This window comes from Citrobacter sp. CtB7.12 (assembly GCF_001297795.1).
GTDB classification, from domain to species: domain Bacteria; phylum Pseudomonadota; class Gammaproteobacteria; order Enterobacterales; family Enterobacteriaceae; genus Citrobacter_A; species Citrobacter_A amalonaticus.
The window spans coordinates 123,083-148,454 of record NZ_LIFT01000009.1 but is presented as its reverse complement, the minus strand read 5'-3'; the positions used below and the strand labels follow the sequence as shown (position 1 = coordinate 148,454).

The following is a 25,372-nucleotide window of genomic DNA, read 5'->3' as shown; positions in this document are numbered from 1 at the left end:
TCATGATTAAATCGAATGAAGCGCAGCATGAGTACCGTTTTGGCGACAGTGGCCCGAAATACCTCATTCGTGGCCCGGTATGTGACATGGGCGTCGTCATGCTCCAGCCCGGTCAGTCTTTTCCCAACCATCGCCACATCGAAGCCTGTGAAATTTTTTATACCCTGGCAGGCGAAGTGACGCTGTACCTGAACGGTGAACCCTACACATTAGGCTCCGGGGATGTGATGCACTGCGATCCCGGTGAAGCGCATTTTCTGGTGAACAAAGGGGAAGTGCCGTGGAAAGGGGTCTTTGTGAAATCGCCTCATATACCGGGTGACAGTCATCCGGTTGAGCCTGCCGGGTATTAGCTTTCGGGATCATCAACGGTCGGATAGTCAGTGGCTGTCCGACCATTTCGTTAGCGTAACCTTCTCGTTACATTTCGTTGCTTACCGTTTTGTGATCAAGGCTAAAAAACGCACAGCCTGCTCCTCTCTCTGATTTACCTCTACGCATGGCCTGCATTACAGTGAATCTATAAATAAGAACGTTGTTCTATAATGTAGAACAATAATGGAGCGACCTGAACCCCGACGCTCGGGAGAGTGAGACAATGTCTATCAACACCATTTTTACGCCGCAGGATGAACCGTTCTATGCGGTGAAAACCCACGCTGCCGGCCCCCAGGGGGCATTGCCGCTGACGCCGCAAATGTTATTGGAGTCTCCCAGCGGTAACCTTTTCGGCATGACGCAAAATGCCGGAATGGGCTGGGATGCTAACAAACTCACGGGCAGAGAAGTGTTATTGATTGGCACGCAGGGTGGTATTCGCCACTCAGATGGCCGCCCTATTGCTCTCGGTTATCACACTGGGCACTGGGAGATTGGCCTGCAAATGTCGGCGGCGGCGAAGGAAATTACCCGTCTCAGTGGCATTCCTTTCGCGGCATTTGTCAGCGATCCGTGTGACGGTCGTTCGCAGGGGACGCACGGCATGTTTGATTCGCTGCCTTATCGTAACGACGCGGCGATTGTCTTTCGCCGTTTGATTCGTTCGCTACCGACACGGCGGGCGGTCATTGGCGTGGCGACCTGTGATAAGGGGTTGCCCGCAACGATGATTGCGCTGGCGTCAATGCACGATCTGCCGGTGATCCTCGTACCGGGCGGGGCGACATTACCGCCCACCTTCGGCGAAGATGCCGGAAAGGTACAAACCATCGGTGCTCGTTACGCTAATAATGAGTTGAGTTTGAAAGAGGCATCCGAACTGGGGTGTCGCGCCTGCGCGTCGCCCGGCGGCGGATGCCAGTTCCTGGGGACCGCAGGGACATCACAGGTAGTGGCGGAAGCGTTAGGACTGGCGCTGCCGCACTCAGCGCTGGCGCCGTCGGGCCAGGAGGTGTGGCTGGAGATTGCGCGTCAATCGGCGCGGGCAGTGATGGCGCTGGATGAAAAAGGGATTACTGCCCGCGACATCCTCACCGACAAAGCGATAGAGAATGCGATGGTGGTGCATGCGGCCTTCGGAGGCTCGACGAATCTGCTGCTGCATATACCGGCGATCGCCCATGCCGCCAGATGCCGCCTGCCGGATGTGGCGCAGTGGAGCGCGATCAACCGCAAAGTGCCGCGCCTGGTCAGCGTGTTGCCCAACGGCCCGGATTATCACCCGACGGTGCGTGCATTCCTGGCGGGGGGCGTGCCGGAGGTGATGCTGCACCTGCGTCGACTGGGACTACTGCATGAAGATGTGATGACGGTAACCGGGCAAACACTCGGTGAAAACCTCGACTGGTGGGAGCACGCTGAACGTCGGGCGAAATTCCGTCAGTGCCTGCGCGATCAGGACGGTGTGGATCCTGATGACGTGATCCTGTCGCCGGAAGGGGCAAAAGCGAAAGGGATGACCTCCACAGTGGCGTTCCCGGTGGGTAATATCGCGCCAGAAGGGTCAGTGATCAAAGCGACGGCGATCGACTCGTCTGTGGTGGATGATGACGGTGTTTATCGCCATACGGGCAAGGCGCGCGTATTTGTCTCGGAAGAGGCGGCGATCAAAGCCATCAAACAGGGGCAGATCCAGCAGGGCGATATCATGGTGATTATCGGCGGTGGGCCATCCGGCACTGGCATGGAGGAGACTTACCAGCTCACTTCGGCGCTGAAGCATATCTCATGGGGGAAAACCGTATCGCTCATTACCGATGCCCGTTTTTCCGGCGTATCCACCGGCGCTTGCCTGGGGCACGTTGCGCCGGAAGCGCTCGCGGGAGGGCCGATCGGCAAATTGCGCACGGGGGATGTGATTGAAATTGTGGTCGATCGCTTGTCATTGAAAGGCAGCGTGAACTTTATCGGCAGCGCACAAGCACGACTGACGCCGGAAGAGGGCGCGACAGTTCTGGCGGAGCGCGAGTTACATCCCGACCTGAAGCCCCATGACTATCTGCCTGACGACACCCGACTGTGGGCTGCATTGCAGGCGGTAAGCGGTGGAACCTGGAAAGGGTGCATCTACGATACGGATAAAATTATTGAGGTGATTAACGCTGGGAAAAAAGCACTTGGGCTTTGAATAATTAAAATTAATTAATCAGTCGCCGGAACACTATTTTCGGCGACGAATAATATTGTCCTGAAATATATTATCCTTCACGGGAGGATGTCTTTTTTTTATTTTCTTGAAAAGTGCATCGTTATCACAGAAGTTAAAATACATAACCGCTAAAGCAAATATGACAATTGTTGTCTCATCGAATCCCTCTCTACAATCTTCCTCGTAAGCATCATCTGGTAAGCATACGGATAAAGGGTGTATTCCTCACAAAGTTCACGTTCAGATATTTAATTTTGTAGGTCCCGGTCATTCGGAACGTATTTCTCTCATATTCTCTGGAGGTAGAAATGCAGTTAACAATGAAAGATAAAATTGGTTATGGACTGGGGGACACCGCCTGCGGTTTCGTCTGGCAGGCCACGATGTTTTTACTGGCCTACTTTTATACCGATGTTTTTGGTTTGTCGGCAGGCGTAATGGGCACATTATTCCTGATTTCACGCGTGCTGGATGCGATAACCGATCCATTAATGGGGTTAATGGTTGACCGAACGCGTACCCGCTACGGCCAGTTTCGTCCCTATTTGTTGTGGGGAGCGATCCCGTTTGGTATTGTCTGCGTATTAACATTTTATACGCCTGATTTCTCCGCTCAGGGCAAAATCATTTATGCCTGCGTCACCTATATTTTATTGACGCTGGTTTATACCTTTGTGAATGTCCCTTATTGTGCCATGCCCGGCGCCATTACCGCTGATCCAAAAGAGCGTCATGCTTTACAATCGTGGCGTTTTTTCCTGGCCGCTGCCGGTTCATTAGCCATTAGCGGCATTGCCCTGCCGTTGGTAAAAATTATTGGCCAGGGGGATGAACAGGTCGGCTATTTCGGCGCGATGTGTGTATTGGGTATTTGTGGCGTAGTGCTGCTGTTCGTGTGTTTCTTTACAACGAAAGAGCGTTATACGTTCGAGATTCAACCTGAATCATCGGTTAAGAAAGACCTTAAATTGCTGATGGGGAATAGCCAGTGGCGAATTATGTGCGCCTTTAAAATGATGGCAACCGGTTCGAACGTGGTTCGCGGCGGCGCAACGCTCTATTTTGTCAAATACGTGATGGACCATCCTGAGCTGGCAACGCAGTTCCTGCTCTATGGCAGCCTGGCGACGATGTTTGGTTCTCTTTGTTCGTCTCGTCTGCTTGGCCGATTCGATCGCGTGACGTCGTTTAAGTGGATCATCGGCATTTATTCACTGATCAGCCTGAGTATTTTCTTTATTCCGTCAGACAATATCGCGCTGATATTTGCGCTGAATATTGTGTTCCTGTTCGTCTTCAATACCACCACACCGCTGCAATGGTTGATGGCCTCCGATGTGGTGGATTATGAAGAGAGCCGAAGTGGACGTCGCCTTGATGGCCTGGTATTCTCTACCTATCTTTTCAGCCTGAAAATCGGTCTGGCCATTGGCGGCGCGCTGGTGGGCTGGATCCTTGCCTTCTCCAGCTACTCGGCAAGCAACGCCGTGCAGCCAGATAACGTCCTGATGACCATCAAAATCCTCTTCTGCATCGTACCGGTCGTGCTTTACGTCGGTATGTTCACACTGCTTTCGTTCTACAAACTGAGCAGCAAGCGTGTGGAAGAGATCAGTCAGCAGCTGCAACGTCAGCGCACCGCGCAGCCTGAGAGCAAACCTGCCGATGCCGCTGTGGCAGTGAACTGAGGAGAGAACCATGTATCAGATTGAAAACCCGATCCTGACCGGCTTCAACCCGGACCCGTCTCTGTGTCGTGTGGGCGAGGATTACTATATCGCCACCTCAACCTTTGAATGGTTTCCCGGTGTGCGGATTTATCATTCTCGCGACCTGAAACACTGGTCTCTGGTCAGTACTCCGCTCGACAGCGTGGCGCTGTTGGATATGAAAGGCAATCCGGATTCTGGCGGCATCTGGGCGCCTTGCCTGAGCTATGCCGATGGCAAATTCTGGTTGCTGTATACCGACGTAAAAATCGTTGATTCGCCGTGGAAAAATGGCCGTAACTTCCTGGTTACCGCGCCATCTATTGAAGGGCCGTGGAGCGCGCCTGTGCCAATGGGCAACGGCGGGTTTGACCCTTCACTCTTTCATGATGCGGATGGACGAAAGTATTACATCTATCGCCCGTGGGGGCCGCGTCATCACAGTAATCCTCATAACACCATTGTGTTGCAGGAGTTTTTTGCTGATACGCAAACCCTTTCGCCGCAGCGTTCAACGCTCTTTACGGGTACTCCATTGGGCTATACCGAAGGGGCGCATATTTATCGTCGCGAGGGCTACTGCTATCTGATGGTGGCGGAAGGGGGAACCAGTTACGAACATGCCGTGGTGGTATTGCGGGCAAAAAATATTGATGGGCCGTACGAACTGCATCCCGATGTGACGATGATGACCAGTTGGCATCTGCCGGAAAATCCCCTACAGAAGAGTGGTCACGGTTCACTGCTGGAGACCCATACCGGCGAATGGTATCTGGCGTATTTGACCAGCCGTCCGTTACATCTTCCGGGAATTCCGCGATTAGCAGCGGGCGGGCGGGGATACTGTCCGCTCGGGCGTGAGACAGGGATTGCGCGTATCGAGTGGCGTGACGGTTGGCCCTATGTTGAAGGGGGCAAACACGCGGCGCTGACGGTGCCGGGGCCACGTATGACAGAGCAGGCTAGCGTTGGAACGGGAGCGTGGCGAACGGATTTTGACAGTGAAAGACTCGATCCGGAATTGCAGACCCTACGTATTCCGTTTGATGACCAGCTTGGCTCGCTGACCGCCCGACCTGGATTTTTACGTCTGTATGGCAATGATTCGCTGAACTCCACCTTTACCCAGTCAACGGTCGCTCGCCGTTGGCAGCATTTCTGTTTTCGTGCTGAAACGCAGATGGCCTTTTCCCCGCGCTACTTCCAACAAAGTGCGGGGCTAACCTGTTACTACAACAGTAAAAACTGGACGTACTGCTTTATGGACTGGGAAGAGGGGCGCGGACGAACGCTGAAGATTATTCAACTCGATCACAACGTGGCGCACTGGCATCTTTACGATAATCCGATTCTGGTGCCGGAGAATGCGGAAAACGTCTGGCTGCGAGTGGATGTGGACAATCTGGAATACCGCTATAGCTATTCATTTGATGGTGACCACTGGCAGACCATTCCGCTAACGTTTGAGGCGTGGAAACTGTCGGATGACTATATTGGCGGCAGAGGCTTCTTTACCGGGGCATTTGTTGGTTTGCACTGTGAGGATATTAGCGGCGACGGCTGCTACGCCGATTTCGCCACCTTCTCTTATCAACCGAAAGTTTAGCGAGACACAGGGTCAGGGTTGACGATAGCCCAGCGTTATCGACAGCCCCAGCCCGGCATCCATCAGTTTCTGACGCCAGGCGGCCAGCTCGGCGTCGTTTACGCGAGAAGTGAGAGTGGAGAGGCTAAGGGCTGCGATAACCCGTGATTCATGATTCCAGACCGGTACCGCGACGCAGCGCACGCCGGGCTCATTCTCTTCGTTATCCATCGCATACTGGTTATGGCGGGTTTCTTTCAGCGCGGCAAGTAGCGAGGCGCGATCGGTAAGGGTGGCGGGGGTAAAGCCATTGAACTGATACCCCTCCAACACCGCAGCAAGTTCTTCCTCATCCAGCCAGGCGAGCAATACCTTACCGATAGCCGTGGCGTGAACAGGCAAGCGGCGACCAATTCGTGAATAAGCGATGGCAGCCTGCTTACCTTCTATTTTCTCAATATAGACGCCTTCGTTGCCGTCCAGAATACCCAAATGGGTGGTTTGTCCCGTTTCCTGCGAGAGCCGGATCAACCAGCTTTTTGCCTTCTGGCGAATATCCATTGTGCCAACGACAAAGTGGCCACGCTCGACCAGTTTCATTCCCAGACGGTATTTTCCGTTTTCCGGGTTCTGATCGATATAGCCATGCAACTGAAGCGTTTTAAGAAGAGAGTGGAGGGTACTTTTGCTCAATCCCATCAGTTTGCTTATCTCGGTGATTTTGAGTTCCGTAGCCTGTTCATTAAACAAGTCGAGGATCTGCAAAGCACGTTCAACAGACTGAATTATTGGCATAATTTTCCACCGTCCACGAAGAATTCTTCTTGTGTGACCGTACTATTTTCGAGGGTGAAAAGCAATGCCGGACATGCTTGCATGATGCAGGTTTCAGGGCAGATAAGTGCAGGTGTTACAGGGCACGCTGAGTTGATGAATCGTTCTGTGTGGGCGACCTGCACCGGTTTGATTGAGAACGGGCTTAATCGCCCGTTGTACGATGAGATTAACAGGATAATGTCAGATAGCATTTCACATAGCGTAAATAATCTCTTTTCCTGATGATTTTTAATGAGCATAATACGTAGGCGATTTTTATCTTTATATTCACACTTACAATAGTACTTAGCTTTAATGTCGTACGTTTTTTCTTGGTGCTAAATTTTATAATATCCTTTTCCATCTCAGCTAGTTTTCCTTTGATGGCATTGCGTCGGTAAGCATTCATACTCATCGCTTTGAATGAGTCGCTATTATTCGTCGGACATGACTCACCCTCTTTGTTTATCTCCAGATACTTTTCTAATAAAGGTTCGTATTCTTTTATTTTCTCATTATAATTGTTTTTATTGATTTCATTTAAAAGAGATCTTGCTTTCCTGGATATTTCAATATAGGCATTGCCGACATATCGATGTTGTGCCGTTTGTTTCTCTAAACCAAGAAAACCGATAATTGCAGTTGAAATACCAACTAATAATGGAAGGATATGACTCAAAGCCGTATCCCAGGAGGCCCAATGTTCTATTTGAAGATAAGAATTTAGTAATTCTAATATGCTCTTGCCTATTCCAGATGATATTACAGCGGAGCCTACGACGGCAAATAAACCCAGATAGATTCGCCATTTGTTTTTTCTGTCGGCAGCAATAAAGTGCCTGTCCTTGCCAATTTTACAATCATTTTCCAGATTCGCAATTTCAATGATTTTTTTCTCATTCATAAATATTAACTCTATGCTGTGAAAAGGGTAATTTTTGTGCTTTTCAATGATGTTAGCCTTATAGAAAGACCACTTGTGAGATATATGATAAAAGAGTTTTGACCTAATCTAACGCTAGTTAAACGAAAGTATCATACCCTATTTTTTGTCATGGCTACTGAAAGTTCTAATGTTTCCTGAGCAAGCCTGATCTTTATCATCTCCTGAACACCTCTCTCCTATGCCAATCCACGAATTCGTCCTGCGGGCAGTATGCTTTTACCTGCGGTAGAGAAATGATCTTCCCCTGAAAATCCCAAAACAGCCTGCCGACGATCCCGCCACCGTTAACCGCTTCTGAAACCTGTACTCGCATACTCTCATCTAATCCAATGGATCCCTTATCAAAAGCTTTATGATGGATTGCGCAGAGGGCCAGACCATTCGGAATTTCGCAAGGACCACCGTACTGCTTCCATTTGATATGGGCAGCTTCCAGCGCGACAGAGGTATTGTCGTGCCGCATGTTGTAGCCGCAAATGGCGCATTCATAGTTGTAGGCTCGCAGTACCTGCTGGCGGAACAGGGGATCGCGCTGTTTACGAAGCAACTGGAGTTCAAATCCCAGTTCATCGGCGAGTTCTTCCTGAATACTTTCGGTAAAATGGGCTTCGAGGATTTGTCGGGCGAGTGAATTAATCAGTTTCTTACTTTTTATCAGATGGTCGTAATGTTGCTTATCAAAGCCGCCAGCAACGTTAAATTCAACCAGTTCACCAGCGGGAGGTTGTCGGCTACTGCCAAATGTGGAACAGCGCTCCGCGTTTTGCAGTTGCCAGAAACCGTCTCCCTGTAAACGCCAGAAGGGCATGTCCGGTCGGTACTGGGCGCGTTGGGGGCCAAATCGCTCCAATAGGCTACGTAGGTTATCGCGAACTTCCGAAGCATAATCAAACAGACGCCCATGACCTTGCTGATAACCCGCCAGTACGTATAACAGCAGTAATGGCTTATGCGGCGCGCGCTGCTCGCCTTTGCGCCAGATCGTCATGTCGGCAATTGCCTGTTGCAGCATCTGAATGGAACCCATTGATTTCATTACTCGAGAAATAATTGCGATGATGCTCGCAAAATACGGCCTGATCAAGCGGTGAAGGAGGGATACACTGGTGGGGTCACGGAGTCTTGCCAATGAGACAAGCAAAGCCCCGGATTACATGGATCATATCAAATGAATGAATTACCCGATCGATTGCCACGGAAATACATTATTAAAGCCATTCGAGCCTACGATGACGGGTTCCCTCATCTTTTCAAAGAGGCCCGACGTTATGAGGTAGTGTTTGATGGCCGCCGCTATCGCTTCAAAAGCGATCGTGGGGATCGCGGCAACGTTGATGACCGGGAAAACATTCACGCCGCAGGATTTCTCGGGAGGTATCAAATCGAAATGCGTGCGTTTGTTGATTGAGCAAGGATTTCACATCGTGCAGGGAGAAAAGGGGGCTGCAACTGTCAGCGATACCCTTTTCCCCGATGAGCTAACATCGCAAATCGACTATGTGGAAGGAGCGGCTACGCAGGTGGTGGTGAATTGTTATGAACGCGATCGCAATGCTCGGCAGAAAGCGCTTGAGTATCATGGCTATCAATGCAAGGTGTGCGGCCTCGACATGTCAAAGGTATACGGCGAAATCGGCAAGGGGTTTATCCATATTCACCATCTGGTACCGCTTTCGGCGATTAAAGAGGATTATCATCTGGATCCCATTGACGATCTGATACCAGTCTGCCCGAATTGCCATGCGATGTTACACCGACATAATCCGCCATTGACCCCAGAAGAATTAAAGCAACGAATGAGTTGAAATAATATTGGACTCAGCAGGCGACCGGCATTGCGTCGTTGCCCTCCCTTAGCGGTCCATCTGATTATATTTTCGCCATAAACTCATTTTGCTGATCCCCAGATGGGCGGCGACTTTCTCTTGATCCTGTTCAAAAAGATCCATGTAGAACGCAATAATCTGTCGCTCGAGATCTTTAATGATGACTTTCAGTTGTCCTTTACTCAGATCCGCGACGATCCTCCCATTTGTCTGTGACGCATTGCAGGATTTAAGCGCGTTAAAACCGGTCAGATTTAATATCTCAAACAGCGAAGCGTCCGGAAATCCGGCCGATAATAGTGCCAGCCGCTCAATAATAAAATTCAGTTCACGCACGTTTCCCGGCCAGTTGTAAGTGGAAAACAGGGCGATGAACTGCGCCAGTTTATGCCCGCAGCCCGATTTTTCGAGGAAGTGCCCAGCCAGAAAACGGACGTCGCCGTCTCTTTCCCGTAGCGGCGGCACCATTAGCGGTAAGACGTTCAACCGGTAGTAGAGATCGCCGCGAAACGAGCCTTCCTCCGCCATTTTTTCCAGCGATCGGTTAGTGGCGCCGATAATCCGCACATCGACAGGGATAATATCCTTTCCCCCCACCCGCATAATTTCGTATTCCTGTAAGACGCGTAACAGGCGGCTCTGAATAGGCAGTGGCAGTTCACCAATTTCATCGAGAAATAAGGTTCCCTGATGCGCCAGTTCTATCAGACCTTCTTTTCCTTCGCGCCGCGCGCCGGTAAAAGAGCCCCCTTCATAGCCAAACAGTTCGCTTTCCAGCAGGGTTTCCGGAATGGCGGCGCAGTTAATGGCGACAAATGGACCCCGGTGGCGTTTACTCTGGTTATGAATACTCTGCGCGAATAACTCTTTACCGGTGCCGGATTCCCCATAAATCATCACCGGGGAGTGGGTATTGGCATAAATTTTTGCCAGATGAATGACCGACTCCATGTGTTTATTTTGCGTGAGGATATGCTCAAAACGGTAACGGGCGGTGAAGCCTTTTTTCATCAGCTTGCCGCGAATAATCCGCTCCACTTTTTGGATTTGCGGCGTATCGGTAAACGAACACACCACCCCAATACACTGCGTACCACGAAATATTGGCACCCGGCTGGTAATGATGGAGGTGTTGTCCAGATCCATAATCTCCCGGATCTCGGGGGATTTTGTCAGCAATACCTGGTTAATCCGCGTATTTTTAATGACCGTATCCACCGGTTTGCCAATCACCTGCGAGGCCATCAGGCCAAATATGTTCTCGGCGGATTTATTGAAGATCTGGATCTCGTTATTTTCGTTGGTGACGATGATCCCTTCCGTAATTGAGGAGAGAATGATCTCCAGTCGCGCCATATCCTGTTGCTTGCGGCGGGTCGTCTCCACGATTGCCATCGCTTCGCGCAGCGCGCTGTTCACCGATTCCAGACCATTTTCGATCAGAATCCCGTGCATCTCATAGTGTTCCGCCGTGTCTGAAACCGGTAATCCTCCCGCCACCGTCTGGAAATTACGTGCACGGCATTTTTTGAGTTTATCCACCATATCGGCATGCGATAAAAAGATAAATTCTTCTATCTCCACGTCCAGTGCGGTTGCCACCAGATTTACGTCAGATAAATAGTTCTGATAATTGAAAAAGGCGATTTTATGCGGATGTTTTTTCAGTGGCGTGAGCGATTTAAGCAAATCCAGCGCGGACGTGAGAATACGTACTACCGGAATTTTGGTTACGCGATCGATATAGTCCGCCGTACCGCCACGGCTGATAATGATGTCATAAAAATCAGGGTCGAGATTTCGCGCAATCCCCGCGGCTTTTTCCAGGCTTCCGTGAAAAACATGGCAGTTAAAAATACCGGCGCACTGCTCAGTCACCACGGCTGCCAGTGCCGGATAGGGGGTTATTAAGGCCAGATTCGGTAACATTTTATGTGACATAAATCACCATTGAAATTTTGTGGCTATCACAAACCAATATCACAACTGTTATGAATTTCAAAATTGAAAGCCATTTTTCTTTCTCTCAGATAAATAGCAAAATGCAATAAATCTATTTATTTCATCTGGTTAGGTTAAATATTTCTGTTTTATTCATTCTGGCACACATATTGAATTAGACAATCTATAAGGCGAGCGGCCTTGTACTCTATCTAATAAAAAAGTGAGGGAAGGAATGAACAAACAGTCTGGTGTTTTAAGCGGTGTTCGTGTGCTGGATTTAACCCGGGTGCTGGCTGGCCCTTATTGCGGAATGATGCTGGCGGATTTTGGCGCGGATGTGATTAAAATCGAATTGCCGGGGAAAGGGGATGATTCACGGGCCAACGCGCCGCAAATTAATGGCGAAAGCGCCTACTTTATGAATTTAAACCGCAATAAGCGCGGAATGACGCTGAATCTTAAATCTGAAGAAGGTCGGCAGATATTTCTCGATTTAGTTCGCGACAGCGATGTGGTTCTGGAAAACTACCGTCCGGGTGTGATGGAAAAACTGGGACTTGGCTATGAGGATTTGCGTAAGGTGAATCCGGCGATTATTTACGGCGCCGTTTCCGGCTTTGGTCATACCGGCCCGTATTCGAAACGCGCGGGTTACGACATCATCGGCCAGGCCATGAGCGGACTGATGAGCACCACCGGTTGGCCTGATACGCCGCCTACGCGCACCGGGACTGCTATTGCGGATGTGGTCGGGGGGATGAGTTGCGCTATTGGCGTGCTTGCCGCTTACGTCAACCGCCTGAAAACCGGTGTCGGCGAAAAAGTGGATATTGCGCTGGTCGATTCGATGGTGTCGTCGCTGGAAATTATCAACATTATTTACCTTAATACAGGACGTATTCCGACACGTATTGGTAACCGCTATGAAGCGATTTATCCGTATGACTCTTTCCAGGCGCGTGACGGTTACGTCATTATTGCCTGCGGCAACGACAAATTATATGGCCTGCTGAAAAACGTTCTGCAAATCAGCGCGCTGGAAGATGAGAAATTTAAATCTAACCTCGACCGCGTCGCTCATCACGCCGAGCTGAAAGACATTATCGAATGCTGGACCCGCGATTTAGATATCGACACCATCGTGTCGATGCTACTGGATGCCGGTATACCTTCTGCGCCGATCAATACCATCGACCGCGTGACTCAGGATCCGCATATTGCTGGTGCCCGCGAAATGTTTGTCGATATTGAACACCCCGTCGCCGGGAAAATTACCATGACCGGCAATCAGGTTAAATTCACGAACAACAAGGCGACCATCAGAATGCCTGCGCCCACGCTTGGTCAACATAATTACGAAGTGCTTAAAGAACGTCTGGGCTATTCAGATGAAAAAATTGAGCAGCTTATTCGTTCCGGCATTCTGTAAGGGGTTCTGCCATGTCGACATTTATCCAGATTACTGAAGTCGGGCCAAGAGATGGTTTTCAGAACATCAAAGCGTTTATTCCTACCGATTTAAAAATAAAAATTATCGATCGTCTGGTCGAGTCGGGGATCGGCGCGATGGAAATCACCTCGATGGTTAGTCCTAAGGCGATTCCACAAATGAGCGATGCCCGTGAGGTTATTCAGCATGTTCTGAACACGCATCCGCATATTATTCCGTCAGTGTTAGTACCGAACGTGAAGGGGGCCAGTCTCGCCAGTGAGGCCGGCATTAAAAATATTAACTATGTGGTTTCGGTCAGTCCGGCGCATAACAAGGCCAACATTAACCGGACGCATGCCGAGTCGCTGGAGGATCTTTATAAAATTCGCCACACGTTCCCGGATATGACTATTACGCTGTCGCTGGCGACGGTATTTGGCTGCCCGTTTATTGGCGAGACCAGTCGTGAAACGCTGATGGATATGATCAAGTTTGCCGATGATCTCGGGATTTCGGCGGTAACCCTGTGCGACACCATCGGCGTCGCCAATCCGACTCAGACATTATCTGTACTGCGCGGGATCCAGCAGAAATTCCCCAAAATGGACATTGGTTTGCATCTGCATAACACCCACGGTATGGCGCTGGCCTGTATGTTTGCTGGCGTTCAGTCGGGCATAACGCGCTTTGAGACCGCTGTCGGTGGACTGGGCGGGTGCCCGTTTGCGCCTGGGGCCGCCGGTAATGCCGCCACCGAGGATGCGGTGAATATGTTTAACCGAATGGGGTTCGATACCGGTATCTCACTGCCTGACCTGCTGGATATCGCAAACCTGATCCGCAGCACGATTGAACCGACGTTGTTGAGCAGTCTTTCGCGAGCCAGAACCTACAGTGAATTTGATTTTTGCAGCGAAAAAATCTGACCTCTGATACGGAAACAGACATGATGAATAATAATATCGGGAAGCCGAAGATGACCCATTACAGATGGTGGGTCATGAGTTTTATTTTTGTAACCTACACCGTAGCTAACGCCGATCGCGCAAATATCGGCTTTGCTATTCCGTTTATTCAGGAAGAATTTCAAATCTCAAATACCATGGCAGGACTGTTAATCAGCCTGTTCTTTGCCGGCTATGCGTTTTTTCAAATTCCTGCCGGGTACTTGATTAAGAAGTTCGGCATGCGTAATGCATTTGCGATGGGGATGTTATTAACCTCCGTATTTACGGGGTTGATGGGGATGGTGAATAACATTTTCCTGCTGAAGATCCTGCGTTTTATGGTGGGCGTCTGTGAGTCACCGGTGGTTATTGGCTCGACGGTGACTATCAACCAGTGGTTTCCCCCGAAGGAAAAAGGGACGGCAACCGGGCTGTTTCTGGCAGGATCCAAGTTTGGTCCACTGATCGTCCCGCCGCTGTGCGCCTGGATCATCACCGTCTGGGGATGGCGCTATATCTTTGTCTTCTTTGCCATTCCGGGGTTGCTGTTGGCGATCTTCTGGTATCTGATGGTTCGCAATAAGCCGGAAGAGAGCCGCTTCGTGAATGAGCAAGAGGTCGCTTACATCCGCGAAGAACAGCTTCCGGCGACGACTCAGGAAGCCGCCGCACCGGTCGTTCCTGAGTTCAATTACTGCTGGCTCGACAAGCTAATTCGCACAAAGCAGGTTGAAGAACTCTCCTGTTCAAAACAGGTCTTCCGCTGCTGGGATATTTATGGCGTCGCGCTGGGATACTTCTCGATGGTGGGGATTGTCAGCGTGCTGATGTCATGGCTGCCCAAGTATCTGATCACCGAACGCGGATTCGATCTGACGAGTTCTGCCGCACTGGCAGCCGCACCGTTTCTCGGGACGGTCATGGGCAACTTTATTGGCGGCGTGCTCTCTGACCGGGTGCTGAACAAGCGTCGTAAACCGCTGATGTTGCTCAGCGCCGGGGCGACGATCTTCACCATGTACTCACTGGTTTATGCGCCAGAAAGCAAAATCGTTCTGTCGCTGATGCTGTTCCTGCTGGGGCTGATGCTGTCGCTGGGCTATTCGGCTTACTCGGTCTACGCGATGGGGCGGGCGAATAAAGACATTTATCCGATCGCTTACAGCGTGATCAACATGGGCGGGCAACTGGGTGGCATGTGTATGCCGCTGATCGTGGGTATTATTCTGGATGCTTACAACTGGGATGCGGTATTCATGGCGATGACCGGGTTCTGTGTTCTGTGCTTTATTCTGGTCTCCACGGTCATTGAACCGTTGTCGAAAAATATGAAGGTCAACTACCGGTAACCCGTAAGATACTGTGCGGGTAAGCGCGTGGCTTATCCGCACGTTGAACGGCGCATCTGTAGGCGCTATCGCGTCAGGTCAATGAAAGGTATGAAACGGCACGCGCTGATTACAACTTTCCTGTTATGGAGCGCGGCCGCAGAGTTCATAAAAATTAGTGTTACCCCTCCTGTTCGTCATCGTTTTATCCGGGCGGCCTTTGGCGGCCTGCATAACTGTGTTTGCGCAAAGGTGATGATGTATGGTTGATCGAATGTGCGTTCCGCCACTGGCTTCACGACGGGTGAAGCGAACTCAAATTCGCTCACGCGATAAATGGGTTGAAACGGAGCTGTTTGTTGAGCAGGGCGTCAGGTATTTCTTTCATGTCACCGGAAAGTGGTGCGATATGGGGCATTATTGTGACGCGAACGGTTACACCGTCGGCTATTTGAATTTTGCCCGACTCTGGCTGCGTTGCCGCCACGAATCTGCGACCTGGTTTACCCTGATTGGTACTATTGATAAATCAACCGATACCATGTTTGTGATTGGCGACGGCACCCGGCTCAATAATGGCTGGATTGCGCCCCGCAGCGGTGAGTTAGTGGTGTTTGCAAATGATATGTCGGGGATGTACTGGAATAACTTTGGTTCCGTCGTGCTGGAAGTGTGGCGATGAAAAGTAAAGTCAATATCACCCGCGGATGACAGGCATGTCTGGTGGCGTAAAATTTAGTGTACAAAAGCAGTCGGTATTTGTGCGCTTCATCAGATTCTTACCAAAAGCTGGCAAAATTCAGCTTTTAAAATTGATCCATGTCAATTGATACGCACTTAATTTGCGTCGTTAAAAAATGTCCTTATTTACGACTTGTTTACCTTTATTGCGTTTATGGTGGCGGTGGTAAGACGTCTGATAACAAAGAAAAGAAGTGACGTTAGCGAAAATTATTGAAAGAGATCGTCGTAACTCTCTCTAAAAAAGCCAGTTATTGCCTTCAAAGTAAACATTTATCCTGGAAGTAACTTATTGGCGCATAGGAATTTTCAATAATCGTGGTGAATGTTTTGCCGGAAGCGCAGGGGCTGAAATGCACTGAATTAATCAGAACATGTAAATAAACCCTGACATCATTAGCCTGCTACGGGCTATCTTTCACTTGAAACAGCGTTCCATTTTAAGGCGTTTTCTTAACATTTCTATCACCCGGCTGCTGAAATTTTGTACGTTGACTTGTTATTCGACCAACTGCATATTCCTCCCCAGTTAAGACGACATAGCCTTCAGGAGCCGACGATGCCTTCCCGCGATTATCCCGATACCCGTAAAGCCAGGGGAACCCGTTCTAAAGATATGGTGCTGTTAAGCGCCCGTGTTGAGACGACGCTATGGGACTACGTTCGGGCGTTGGCGTTAGAAACGCGTAAAAGCAAACAGGACATTATTGCCGAAGCGCTCATGCTGCATCGCACCGCCAATGAAGGCGGCCGTGAATAAGTGCGGGCGGATTTTACAGGATGATGTTTTTACCTCTCTGGCGCGCCATGGCGTGTATTACCGTCACCGCATTAGGACTGACCCTGGTCGTGACAACCGTCTCGCTCATGACGTGGGAACTCAGCGTAACGCTCTTTCCCTGGTCAACCGCGACAACCAGTAAAATCGTCACGGCTTCGCTGCTTTACGAATTACTGGAGTGGATCCACCAGGTCCCCCGTATTATGGTCAGCGCATGTCTTTGATGCGGCACGTCAACAAACGCTTTTGTTTATAGAATTGCAGGGCGCTGATCGTCGCGGCGATAAATAACGCCAGCGCGCCGCACAGCGTGGCATCGGTAATCGCCTGCGTGCCACTGCCTAACAGCGTGGTTAACAGCGGACCCAGAATCTGGCCGATACCGTAGGTCAGCGTCACAAACCCGAGCAGGTTGAGGTTTCCCGGCACAATAAGCTGTCGCGCGAGGGTCATGACCAGCGAGGTGGTGCCCATAAACGTTGCGCCGAACCCCACGCTGCTCAGCACCAGCAACAGCGGAGAGCCGCTGGCCAGCGTCAGGATCACACAGGCCCCCTGAATCACCAGGTTTGCCGTCAGGCATTGCAGCACTCCCCAGCGTTTCGCGGCCCACAGCCAGGCGAAGCAGCCCGGCACAATTGAGACACCGACCAACGTCCACAGATGAACCGTCAGCAGTGGAGAACCCGCCCCTTTCGCCATAAGCGGTAAATAGGTGGCAACGATGATGTAACCGAATCCTGCCAGTCCGTAGAGCAGCGCCAATAGCCACCAGCGCATCGGCTGTGGGGCACTTTTTGCCTGGGTGGCGGCAGGCAGCGTGTGGGCGTGGGACGGAAGCAGCAGCACCAGCAACATCGCCAGGACGGCCGAGAAGGCCACCGCCCCGATCCACAGCGCGTGGGAGGAGAGCGCAAAGTGCAGACCAGCAATCACGTACTCGTTACCCAGCGCAATCCCGACGCCGACGCCAGAAAACAGCGAGGCAATGACAAAAGGATTGCGGGTATGTTGTAGCACCAGCGTGGAGCCAAAGATCAGCATCCCGGCGCTGGCGACTCCCGCCAAAAAGCGCACCAGCATCACCACCATGGGATTGGAGAATAGCGCCATCGCGAGGATCAGTGCGCCGGTCGCCACCGCTGAACTCAACAGCATAGGGCGTAAACGTCCCGGCAGATGAAAAAGCCCGAACGAGAACAATAGGCTGCCGACCAGGTATCCCGCATAATTGATGCTGGCTATCCACGACAGTTCGGAAAACGTGAAGCGCCCCTCAGCCAGCAGTACGGGCAGCATTGGGGTATAGAGAAAACGGCCAATTCCCATGCCCAGCGCGAGGACCATCATCCCGAAAAGGGCGCTGCGCAGTGAATACCGGTCTGCGATATGCGGTTGCTGGCTCATGCCGTACCCATTGTTATTTGTCGTGAGCGAAATGCGAGAGTAACAAATTTATAACAAATGGGTAAGGCGATGGCGGTATTATTGTGCGCTCTTAGACGTGAAGCGGTAAAACAGGTTGGGCTCTGCCACGATAAACAGCGTCCCCTGGTTATCCATCGCGATCCCTTCAGCCTGCTGTATGGTGTGCGCCAACCCGTGGTGACCTTCGGTTAGCGGCATGACGCCGAGAACGTTGCCGTCGGTTCTGACCTCTTTGAGCACTCGTGATTCGTGAGATAGGATCAGCAGGCTGTTCCGCTGCGGATTAAACTCCGCGCCTGAAATATCCTGCACATCAAGCTGTTGTTGCAGCGCATGGTCTTTACTGATGGTCAGATTGTCATTATTGAGCAGCCCCGTCACTTTATAGATCCCAATCGGTCTCTTTTCTTTAAAAAACCAGAATGTCTCTTTTTCACGTGACCAGGCGAGGCCCTCAAAACCGTCGTTGGTCGGGGTTTCATAGAGATTAAGCGTTAACTTTTTGATGATGTTGACCTGTGACTGCGCATTGAGGGTAATCACGTAGATGGAATAGTCACTTTCATCGCTGATGACAAACGTGTCGTTACCAATGAACTCGATCGTCTCCAGATCGCGAATAAAATCGAGTGGGATGGTACGCAGCAGTTGACCCTGGCGGGTTAATTCAATAATCGCGGCGGGTTTATTGATTGTGCTGAACAATGTATTCGTTTTATCGGACCAGGTGAGTGAGGAGACATTTTTTTTCACGCCCGCGATCTGTTTAGCGTCTATCGTCGCGCGATAATCGGCAAGGGAGTTATTGTCATTGTCGGGCATGGCGTTACCCGATATGACATAACTCGCCCCCGCAATGAGTAAAGTAAGAAGAAGCATGATTCGCAGAGGTGAATTCAGATATCGGGCGGACAATCTCATTATTCTTCCTTAAATAAAATCAAAGACATTAAGGGAGAAAGTATAAAGATTAATCTTAATGAATCCTTAAACGGGTGATAATTGCATAGTGACATTTATCGTGGTTTCGCGGGGCAACGTGCTGGCGCGTCGAAGGTTGCCACACATTGCCAGTCGCCCTGCTCAAGGCGGTAGATTGATTCGGTGTGACCGGGGATCACCCACCGATCTTGTTCACCGGGCTGGCAATGCAGGTAGACGCACAGTCCGCAGCCCCCGCGCAACTGGCGGGGTATGTCGGCGACCCGAAAGGTCACGCCTGCGGCCTGCAACGCTTTGCGGGTCTGGATCACGCCAACCGTCGAATGAAATAAAAACAGGTATTCCGTCATCCGCGCGTTCTCTGCCGTTGGCCGATCAGCGCCGCGCCGATGGCGCCGGCAAACTGCGCGTCCGGGTGGGTGTTTACCGGGATACCGACATGGCCTTCCAGCATCCGGGCAAACGCTGCGCAGTGGCTGACGCCGCCGGTAAACAGCAGTGGCCCTTCTGAAGAGAGTCGACCAATGAAATTGGCGCTGCGCCGCGCCATGGCATTGATCACCCCCGCGAGGATCGCTTCCGGGGCGATACCCGCAGAGCGCAGGCTAATCACTTCAGATTCGGCAAAAACGGTGCACATACTGCTGATGGCGTGCGGCGCAACGCCAGCGGTAATGGTATCGAGTTGCTCCACGCTGGCGCCCAGGGTGCGTGAAATGACCTCCAGAAAGCGCCCGGTGCCCGCCGCGCATTTGTCATTCATCAGAAAGTCGGTGAGGTTACCATCGTCATCCAGTTGGATCACCTTGCTATCCTGTCCACCGATGTCAATGACCGTGCGGGTGGCAGGTGCGAGCAGCCGCGCCCCCAGTCCGTGACAGGAGATTTCCGTCACCTGCTTGTCGGCAAAATCAACCAGCTGGCGGCCATAGCCGGTTAAGGTCAGGTAGGGGCGCGTTTCCAGACCTTCCGCGAGAACCTCCCAGGCCTCGCGGATGGCATCGGCAGGGCGGAATGGCGTCGGGCACAGGAAACGGCGCTCAATCACACCGCCGGTGAGTAAAATGCCTTTGGTCGCCGTCGAGCCGGAATCAATTCCTATCGAATACGTCACGCCTGCTCCTCACAGCATTTCAATAAAGGCCGCGACGCGGGTGCTGAGCTGGCCGACATCCGAGGTAGAGTAGTCGGTTTCAATGGCGATATAAGGAATGTTGTGTTGCTGGCGAACATGGCGCTTAATTGCCAGTGATTCAACGGCATAGGTATGACAGGCCTGCAAAATCACGTCCACCACGCCGTCTGCATGGTACTCTTCCACCATCTGGCTGAGCAGCGTCAGGCGCTGATCGTTTGGAGAGATGCACGAACAGCCGATGGCGAGATATTTGTCGGTGAGCGCCTCGTATACGTCACCAGTTTCCGCGACGCACTGCTCGGTCGCCTTCGCGCCGGTACAGTTTTCGTATCCCACCACCCAACCGCCGTTTTCCTCAATGGCGCGCACCACTTTTTCTGCCGCGCCGCCGATCGGACAGCCGGTGATCAGAATACGCGGACGGGCGTCCAGTCGTTTACCATCCTGCCATGCCTGGCGTACGCGTTCAGCCATGCTGTTCAGTTCGTCGATAAGGGCTTCTTTATCAAAGCGGAAGGTCGCGCCGTACACCACTTTCAGGATATCGCTGCCGCTCAATGCAGGGGGATTAAGCTGCCCGAGACGATAGAAATTCGCCAGCGCACGACGCTCACGGTTTTTGAGGACAATGGCGTCACGCAGTGCCGCTTCGGTAACCGGCGTCCCAAAGCGTGCTTCCACAGCCTGTTGCAGACGCAGAATTTCTGCTTTCCACAGCGCGCGTGAGGCGGCATCCTGGCTGCTGTTTGGCAACTGCATGACGTGAACGGCTTTGAACTCCGCCATGTATTCGTACATTTTCTTTTTGCCATCGCAGGTGGTTTCACCCACTACCAGGTCGGAAAAGTAGAAATAGGGGCATTTGTCGGTTTTGCCGAAGCCGTAGCTGCTTTTGATCAGCGGGCAGAGGTTGCGCGGTAGATCTTTTTCGGCTTCTTCGATGGTTTCATCCGACGTTGAGCACAGCGAGACCACCACCGCACCCGCCGCCATCGGGATCTCCTGCGGCATGAAGGTGCAATAGGTTCCCACCAGCGGGATACCCTGCTCTTTGAGATCCATCACGGTGAGAAAGCCTTTCTGGCGGGCTTCAGAGAACTGGTCGAAAATGGCGGGCAGATCGGTGATAAGCGACATGGATTTTCCTTCCCCGTGACACGGGAGATGTTAAAAGTGCTCGCATTATAACCATGTCAATGTTATGGGTTTATTGATCTCCCGCCAGGTAAGGCATTATAAAATCTTCTTCAGATCCATCTCTTCCTGGATGCGCTCGCTCCAGGCCAGATGCGTGCGAATCGCCTCCTCAATGCCCGCGTTGTAGTACACAGGCCCTAGTTTTTCGCTAATGAAATCAATAAAAAACTCAGCGTCGAACTGTTCCAGCTCCAGTTCGAAATGATCGCGGCAGTAGTCTCTGAGCGCATCGCGCAGACCGTCGCGCTGCGTCGGGGAAAGGGTAATGTCAGCCATTTTTTCTCCTTAAAAAGTGGACAGTGCGGGCAGCAGTGAGGGAAGTTGCGATAACAGGTATAAGACCAGCCCGATCGTCCCGCCCACCAGCGTGCCGTTGACGCGGATAAACTGTAAATCTTTCCCGATGTTAAGTTCAATCTGCCGCGACATATCGCGGGCATCCCAGCTTTTCACCGTATCGCTGATGTGGCGGGTCAGGAAGGCGGCAAACTCCGGCGCCACCCGATGGGCGGCCTGCTCCAGATGGCCGTTGAGCGAAGCGCGCAGCGCATCGTCGGCGATCAGCGTTTCGCCAAACCACTGTCCGGCATGGGCGATTCGCTGCTTCACCCTGGAATCGTCGGCGTTGATATCCTGCTTCAGCCACTGACGTAAATCCGCCCACAGCTCGCCGAGGTAGCGGTTAAAGGCTTCATCTTCTTTCAGGTAATCTTTGATGCTTTCTGCCCGGTTCGCCATCTCCGGATCGTTTTTCAGTTTGTCGATAAGCCTGAACGTGGCGCGATCGAAGGCGTGGCGGATTTGATGCGCGCGATCATGGCTGATGTCGTCGAGCAGCGAGTTCACCGCTTCCGATACCAGCTCCGCGCTGTGCTCGCCCAGCCATTCGGTAGGCAGAATTTTAGCCTTCAGCGGATGCTCGGTCTCCAGCCAGTGGACGATTTGCCGGGCGATAAAGGTCCTCGAACTGTCGCGCTGTAGGAGGGATATCAACTGGGCGATCAGCGTATCGAGCAGAACCTGATGTCGATCGTTTTTGGTCATGCTTTCCAGCATCAGGGCGCTGGTGCCGGAGAGATCGACCTTATCAATCGCCTTATGCACCGCCCGTTTTAGCAGGCGCTGGATACGGGCATCGTCGGTCAGTTCCAGAAAGCCGCTCATGATCTGCAACAGATGCTGTCCGACCCGCTGGGCGTTTTCCGGCTGGCTGAACCAGTTGCCAATCAGCAGCGCGGGTTGATGGCGGCGGATCAGCGTAACCAGGGACTGGGTGTCGAGGAATTTCTCCTGCACAAACTGCCCCAGATTCTCGCCGATGCGGTCCTTATTGCGGGGAATAATCGCCGTGTGCCGCGAAATGAACGGGAGAGGGACGCGGCGAAACAGCGCCACCACCGCGAACCAGTCCGCCAGGGCACCGACCATCGCCGCCTCGGCAATGGCTTTGATCCCGCTGACCCAAAAACCAGGCGGCAGGAAGAGGGTGATGACGAACGTGGTGGCCGCGATCAGCAGTAACGAAAGCGCCAGCAGTTTGGCGCGTTTGAGTTCAGCAATTTTATTCATACGCTTAAGGATAGAGCCAGACGGAGGGATCGTGCAAAAACAACCGGGGATCAGCCGGGGATCCAGTTGTCCCACGCTGGCAGTGTCCCTAATTCCGCGACCAAAAAATCAATAAACGAACGCACCTTCGGATTGCTGTATTTGCTGGGGAAATAGAGCGCGTAAAGGGTGTGCGTTTCGCAGGCGATCGTGCCGTCGAGCATCAGCGGGGTGATCTCCTCTTTCTGGATATGATCGCCAATCAGATAGGTCGGCAGATAGGCCACGCCCTGATCTTCCAGCACCGACTTCAGCAGGACCAGGCTGCTGTTGGCCTGGATCGGCATATGCAGTTTTAGCTGATGCAGGCGATCCTGCTCGTCGGCAACCTTCAGAACCGGGGTCAGGCCAGGATAAACCAGACAATCGTGATCGACCAGATCGGTACGACGCAGCGGCATCCCTTTCTTCGCGAGGTAACCGGGGGAGGCGCAGTACGCCCAGCGGATCGGCACCAGTTTACGCGTGGCATAGTTTTGCGGCGGGGCGGTGGAGATGCGCAGGGCGATATCGAAATCCGTGTCGTTCAGATTGACGAAGTTATCGTTGAGATCGATATACAGGTTCACATCCGGGTATTGGGTGCGATATTTGTCCACCAGATTGACCAGTCGGGAATAGCCGAAGGCAATCGAACAGGTAATGCGTAATTCACCTTGCGGATTATGATAATAACCAGAGGTAGTATTAAGCGTTTCATCAAATTCTTTCAGTAATTTATTGGCCCGGTTAAACAAATATTGCCCGGCGTCGGTCAGCGTAATACTGCGGGTCGTGCGCTTAATTAATGTTGTCCCCAGCGTATCTTCCATTGCCGCCAGACTTTTACTGACCGCGGACGGTGACACGTTAAGTTGCACCGCGGCTTCAGATAAACCTCCGCAGTCCACAATTCGAACAAAAAATTCTAAGTGCTTGAGAGAAATGGGTGTGCTCATTGTTTCCTTTTACTCACAAGTGATTTGCAAAAATGGTACGAATAGGCCGTTACATTGGGTTTTGAAACATGTAACTATTGAATCACAGGAAACGACATACGCACAAAATGAAAAAATAACAACTTAAGTGAGGTGCGTCACAAATAGTAAGGAGGCAAAAACAGAACGTCGCCAAATTGTGAATTTACTCTCATTTAATTCCATTCTTATAAAAGGTACCGATTATGTGGACACGACTCGAACCCTACAAATCGTCAATTATTTTATTACTTGCTCTGGTGGCAGGTGGTTTATTAGGGATTTTAGCCCCCGCGTTTGCCAGTAAACTCCAGCCGATAGGTCAGATTTTCCTGAACCTGTTATTTATGATTATCGTTCCGCTGGTGGGAATCAGCGTAATGTCCTCTATCGCCAGTATGACCGACCTGAAACGCTTAGGGCGAATTATGGCGATTATCTTTATCGTTTCCATCGCGATGGCGTTTATTCCGGCGGCCGGCATCGTGGCGTTAGCCCTGTGGTACAACCCGGCGCAGGGGGTCACTATCGATCTCTCGCAGTCCGTGCAGGCGGGCAGCGGCAAGATGGATTTTGTCAGCATGATCACCACCAACGACTTTATTGGTCTGTTTTCTAAGTCGAATATTCTCGCGCTGATCGTGATGGCGATCATTGCCGGGATCGCGATTGGTCAGTCAGAACAGGCGGGTAAACGTATTGCCTCGCTGCTGGACGATGCCAACACCGTCATTATGAAGATCGTGTCGATCATCATGAAGGTCGCGCCGCTGGGGCTCGGTTGCTACTTTGCGGCGACGATGGCCAGCCAGGATTCCGGACTGCTGCTCACCTTTGCCCGGGCAATTGGTCTGTTCATGGTTGCCACGCTGGCTTACTACATTTTCGGCTCTATTCTCTACTCTTACATTGGCGGCGGCGTACCGGCGGTGAAGGCCTTCTGGCGTCACGCCATTGAGCCTTCTGTCACGGCGCTGGGTACCTGTTCTTCGCTGGGCACGCTGCCGGTGACGCTGCGCGCGGGCAAAGCGATGGGGATTAACCCGGAAATTGTGGATGTCTCGATCCCACTGCTGGTCAACCTGAACAAAGGCGGCGTGGCGATGATTGCGGCGCTGAAGATCGTCTTTATTTACTCGGTGCTGGGGATCCCATTCACCACGGAAACCTTCTTCCTGACCATGCTGATCGCCGTGCTTTCCGCGATTATCGTCGGCGGCGTACCGGGCGGGGCGTTCCTTGGGGAGATCTTTATCGTCACCACGCTGGGACTGCCGATGGAAACCATTCCGATGTTGGTGGTGCTGGGTACCATTACCGATGCCCCGGCGACGCTAATTAACGTGATTCATGATTTGAATGCGGCACAAATTGTAGAACGCTTCTCCGGGAAAAAGTCGGTGAATGCAGAGATGAATGCGACGGCGACGGCCGCCGAGGTTTAACGCACGGATTAAGGAT

General features: G+C 51.8%; 23 protein-coding genes and 1 pseudogene. 12 read left to right on the top strand and 12 right to left on the bottom strand.

Annotation, left to right across the window (positions count from 1 at the left end; translation table 11 throughout):
* Positions 1-2: 2 nt before the first annotated feature.
* The 4 genes from AOY24_RS13445 (at position 3) to AOY24_RS13430 (ending at position 5,902) form a co-directional block, all read left to right on the top strand.
* Complete coding sequence (locus tag AOY24_RS13445; RefSeq protein WP_042999277.1) at positions 3-353, top strand: dimethylsulfonioproprionate lyase family protein; 351 nt, start codon at positions 3-5, stop codon at positions 351-353.
* A 245-nt stretch (positions 354-598) separates the two neighbouring features.
* Positions 599-2,566: a YjhG/YagF family D-xylonate dehydratase gene (locus AOY24_RS13440; RefSeq protein WP_054176787.1), complete on the top strand. Its 1,968-nt coding sequence runs from the start codon at positions 599-601 to the stop codon at positions 2,564-2,566.
* Between the two features lie 329 nt (positions 2,567-2,895).
* On the top strand, positions 2,896-4,275 hold the full coding sequence (locus tag AOY24_RS13435) for a glycoside-pentoside-hexuronide (GPH):cation symporter (RefSeq protein ID WP_042999279.1): 1,380 nt from the start codon (positions 2,896-2,898) through the stop codon (positions 4,273-4,275).
* A 10-nt stretch (positions 4,276-4,285) separates the two neighbouring features.
* A complete protein-coding gene (locus AOY24_RS13430; RefSeq protein ID WP_054176786.1) occupies positions 4,286-5,902 on the top strand; it encodes a glycoside hydrolase family 43 protein in 1,617 nt (538 codons plus the stop codon).
* Between the two features lie 12 nt (positions 5,903-5,914).
* Here the strand turns inward: AOY24_RS13430 and AOY24_RS13425 are convergent, their stop codons facing one another.
* The 3 genes from AOY24_RS13425 to AOY24_RS13415 form a co-directional block, all read right to left on the bottom strand.
* Positions 5,915-6,676 carry an IclR family transcriptional regulator gene (locus AOY24_RS13425; RefSeq protein ID WP_044264503.1) on the bottom strand — a complete coding sequence of 254 codons (762 nt, stop codon included), beginning with the start codon at positions 6,674-6,676 and terminating at the stop codon, positions 5,915-5,917.
* Positions 6,677-6,884: 208 nt separating this feature from the next.
* Positions 6,885-7,601 carry an SLATT domain-containing protein gene (locus tag AOY24_RS13420; RefSeq protein WP_042999282.1) on the bottom strand — a complete coding sequence of 239 codons (717 nt, stop codon included), beginning with the start codon at positions 7,599-7,601 and terminating at the stop codon, positions 6,885-6,887.
* Positions 7,602-7,797: 196 nt separating this feature from the next.
* The gene (locus AOY24_RS13415; RefSeq protein WP_042999283.1) at positions 7,798-8,670 is read right to left on the bottom strand and encodes a phosphorothioated DNA-binding restriction endonuclease; all 873 of its coding nucleotides are present in this window, start codon (positions 8,668-8,670) and stop codon (positions 7,798-7,800) included.
* A gap of 141 nt (positions 8,671-8,811) precedes the next feature.
* On the opposite strand from AOY24_RS13415, the pseudogene AOY24_RS13410 reads away from it, so the two are divergent.
* Positions 8,812-9,448, top strand: a pseudogene (locus AOY24_RS13410) (HNH endonuclease).
* A 48-nt stretch (positions 9,449-9,496) separates the two neighbouring features.
* Here AOY24_RS13410 and AOY24_RS13405 read toward each other — a convergent pair.
* Positions 9,497-11,410 (bottom strand): sigma-54-dependent Fis family transcriptional regulator, encoded by a 1,914-nt coding sequence (locus AOY24_RS13405; RefSeq protein WP_054176785.1) that lies wholly within the window; start codon positions 11,408-11,410, stop codon positions 9,497-9,499.
* Positions 11,411-11,645: 235 nt separating this feature from the next.
* Between AOY24_RS13405 and AOY24_RS13400 the strand changes: the two genes are divergently transcribed.
* The 6 genes from AOY24_RS13400 (at position 11,646) to AOY24_RS13375 (ending at position 16,866) form a co-directional block, all read left to right on the top strand.
* Positions 11,646-12,842, top strand: coding sequence for a CaiB/BaiF CoA-transferase family protein (locus AOY24_RS13400; RefSeq protein ID WP_044253842.1), 1,197 nt, complete (start codon positions 11,646-11,648; stop codon positions 12,840-12,842).
* Between the two features lie 11 nt (positions 12,843-12,853).
* On the top strand, positions 12,854-13,771 hold the full coding sequence (locus AOY24_RS13395; protein WP_044264501.1) for a hydroxymethylglutaryl-CoA lyase: 918 nt from the start codon (positions 12,854-12,856) through the stop codon (positions 13,769-13,771).
* 50 nt (positions 13,772-13,821) lie between these two features.
* On the top strand, positions 13,822-15,141 hold the full coding sequence (locus AOY24_RS13390) for an MFS transporter (RefSeq protein ID WP_227657171.1): 1,320 nt from the start codon (positions 13,822-13,824) through the stop codon (positions 15,139-15,141).
* A gap of 241 nt (positions 15,142-15,382) precedes the next feature.
* Entirely contained in the window at positions 15,383-15,802 is a 420-nt protein-coding gene (locus tag AOY24_RS13385) for a hypothetical protein (RefSeq protein WP_042999289.1), read from the top strand.
* A 618-nt stretch (positions 15,803-16,420) separates the two neighbouring features.
* Positions 16,421-16,621: a hypothetical protein gene (locus AOY24_RS13380; protein WP_042999290.1), complete on the top strand. Its 201-nt coding sequence runs from the start codon at positions 16,421-16,423 to the stop codon at positions 16,619-16,621.
* A 20-nt stretch (positions 16,622-16,641) separates the two neighbouring features.
* Positions 16,642-16,866 (top strand): hypothetical protein, encoded by a 225-nt coding sequence (locus AOY24_RS13375; RefSeq protein ID WP_042999291.1) that lies wholly within the window; start codon positions 16,642-16,644, stop codon positions 16,864-16,866.
* Here the strand turns inward: AOY24_RS13375 and AOY24_RS13370 are convergent.
* From AOY24_RS13370 to AOY24_RS13340, 8 genes are all read right to left on the bottom strand, one after another.
* Positions 16,850-18,049 carry an MFS transporter gene (locus AOY24_RS13370; protein WP_054176784.1) on the bottom strand — a complete coding sequence of 400 codons (1,200 nt, stop codon included), beginning with the start codon at positions 18,047-18,049 and terminating at the stop codon, positions 16,850-16,852. The genes AOY24_RS13375 and AOY24_RS13370 overlap by 17 nt on opposite strands.
* Before the next feature lie 78 nt (positions 18,050-18,127).
* On the bottom strand, positions 18,128-18,892 hold the full coding sequence (locus AOY24_RS13365; protein ID WP_054176783.1) for an SdiA-regulated domain-containing protein: 765 nt from the start codon (positions 18,890-18,892) through the stop codon (positions 18,128-18,130).
* Between the two features lie 194 nt (positions 18,893-19,086).
* Positions 19,087-19,362 (bottom strand): DUF3343 domain-containing protein, encoded by a 276-nt coding sequence (locus tag AOY24_RS23930; protein ID WP_042999294.1) that lies wholly within the window; start codon positions 19,360-19,362, stop codon positions 19,087-19,089.
* Positions 19,359-20,126, bottom strand: coding sequence for a putative 2-hydroxyacyl-CoA dehydratase activator YjiL (gene yjiL / locus AOY24_RS13360; protein ID WP_042999295.1), 768 nt, complete (start codon positions 20,124-20,126; stop codon positions 19,359-19,361). Before yjiL ends, AOY24_RS23930 begins: the two co-directional genes overlap by 4 nt.
* A 9-nt stretch (positions 20,127-20,135) precedes the next feature.
* A complete protein-coding gene (locus tag AOY24_RS13355) occupies positions 20,136-21,287 on the bottom strand; it encodes a double-cubane-cluster-containing anaerobic reductase (RefSeq protein ID WP_042999296.1) in 1,152 nt (383 codons plus the stop codon).
* Positions 21,288-21,383: 96 nt separating this feature from the next.
* Positions 21,384-21,623, bottom strand: a complete 240-nt coding sequence (locus AOY24_RS13350) for a DUF2164 domain-containing protein (protein ID WP_054176782.1) — start codon at positions 21,621-21,623, stop codon at positions 21,384-21,386.
* 9 nt (positions 21,624-21,632) lie between these two features.
* Positions 21,633-22,916, bottom strand: a complete 1,284-nt coding sequence (locus AOY24_RS13345) for a DUF445 domain-containing protein (RefSeq protein ID WP_054176781.1) — start codon at positions 22,914-22,916, stop codon at positions 21,633-21,635.
* A gap of 50 nt (positions 22,917-22,966) precedes the next feature.
* Complete coding sequence (locus AOY24_RS13340; RefSeq protein ID WP_042999299.1) at positions 22,967-23,893, bottom strand: LysR family transcriptional regulator; 927 nt, start codon at positions 23,891-23,893, stop codon at positions 22,967-22,969.
* 224 nt (positions 23,894-24,117) lie between these two features.
* Here AOY24_RS13340 and AOY24_RS13335 point away from each other — a divergent pair, with 224 nt between their 5' ends.
* Complete coding sequence (locus AOY24_RS13335; protein WP_044253866.1) at positions 24,118-25,356, top strand: dicarboxylate/amino acid:cation symporter; 1,239 nt, start codon at positions 24,118-24,120, stop codon at positions 25,354-25,356.
* Positions 25,357-25,372: the final 16 nt, after the last annotated feature.